This window comes from Bartonella queenslandensis AUST/NH15 (assembly GCF_000312585.1).
Lineage (GTDB): Bacteria > Pseudomonadota > Alphaproteobacteria > Rhizobiales > Rhizobiaceae > Bartonella > Bartonella queenslandensis_A.
On record NZ_HE998006.1, the window covers coordinates 19,085 to 20,701 of the forward strand.

The 1,617-nt window shown below is 33.1% G+C and carries 1 protein-coding gene; it reads right to left on the minus strand.

Annotation, left to right across the window (positions count from 1 at the left end):
• Positions 1-1,166: 1,166 nt before the first annotated feature.
• Positions 1,167-1,617 (minus strand): peptidoglycan-binding domain-containing protein (locus BN338_RS06665; protein ID WP_039760374.1); only part of this gene is annotated, 451 nt, incomplete at its 5' end.

Here is a 1,617-nt window from a genome sequence, read left to right on the forward strand (position 1 = left end):
GCAGAGCTATCGTGTGGGAAAAAACGTTTAAAAAAAAGAATTAAAAATTCTTCTTATGAATGCTTTCAAGTGCTAAGAATTGTCGCAACATTGAAGGTAGGTACAATATGTACTGATGCAAGTTTGCTCCTTTACAAGCGTAAGGATGATAGTGCACAGTAGGGCTGCTATGATATTATTTACGAATATTGTTGCGAAATGGGCTTGAGTACTTTGAGAGATGTTTCTCTAAAAAAATCCCATGAATGGTAAAGTATATTCCGTTTGGGGTGTTTTGTTTTACGTAGAGGGGGGAGGGCGTGAGCTCAAAAAAGCATGTGATAAATGAAAGCATGACGCAATAGGTAATCTCCATTATTTATAAAAGAAGGCACTGCTTTAGATATCTTTGAAAGCCATAAAGCTGAATGAAAAAATGGCCAAGATGAGAAGAGGTTTCTCTCCTTAAAGCTTTGTATTTTGCTCCAATTAAGCTCCCACCCTGTTTTAAGAGATTACATAAACAGAGATAGATAATATGTTTACACACATTTGGCATACAAAAGCTACAACAGCAGAGAAAGCACGCCTTAGTCTTTATCTCAAACATGCAGTTGAATGACGATTGAATGTTGATTTATAAGCACAACAAAAGCACTGGCTTTTTTAGAAAACAACGCTATAGAATGCAGAACTTTCCAGTAATGAATTGGAGAAATGTGCCGGCTTTTTATGAAACACTTTGCGAAACAAAAAACATAACACCATAACACAACTAACTTTTCATCTACTTATTCTTAAAGGTGTTCATACATATTCTTTGCGTCATATTCACAAAATCAAATTGACAGTAATATATGGATAATTTCTGGCTAGAGAATATGAAAAAAGTGTGATGCAACAGTAGAATTTTGTGTCCCTTTATCATCAGAAGCAATAAAAGTTTTAAAACAAGTGCGTTTACTTTCTTACAATGATTTCTTTTTTCTGTAACTGGTTGTGATCTCCTTACTAGCAAATTGTATGGTTCAATATGTAATGTGTAAGGAAATCATTCTGATTGATTCAATACAAGAAGGCTTAAGATGAAGGAATATTGTTGTACTTGGGTAGGCATTAAACAAGCAGACGAACAATTATCATTATAAGTCAAGGGATTGTTTTTATAATGTAGATATCATTAAGCTTCAATTTAATAAACCAATTTCACGCATTTTCATTAAAGTTGTGTGGTTAATTTTTCCCGTGGCAGGAAGATCAAACATTTTTTGAAACTGTTTTAAGGCTTCTATCATCTTTTGATCTTCTATTCCTGTGATAAGAACTTCCTCATGACCAAAATTATGTAAAGCTTTTTGCACCTGTAAAATATCTTCAACAGAAAGATTTAAAACAGCTTCTTTTGAATTTGTTATATTTTTTGTTGTTGTATTATTTGCTATTTCTATTTCGCTCTGTTTAATTAATATCGCAATTTCATCAGTTGTGGGATTGGATAAAATATCGTTTTGTTTTTTTTGAGTAGCTTGTTGTTTCCATAAAGCGATAGCGCGACGCATTTTAGGTCCATCTAGTCCATCTAAAGGTCCATCATAAAGTCCTAATTCTGCTAGTTTTTTTTGCTTTTCCAGCATACTT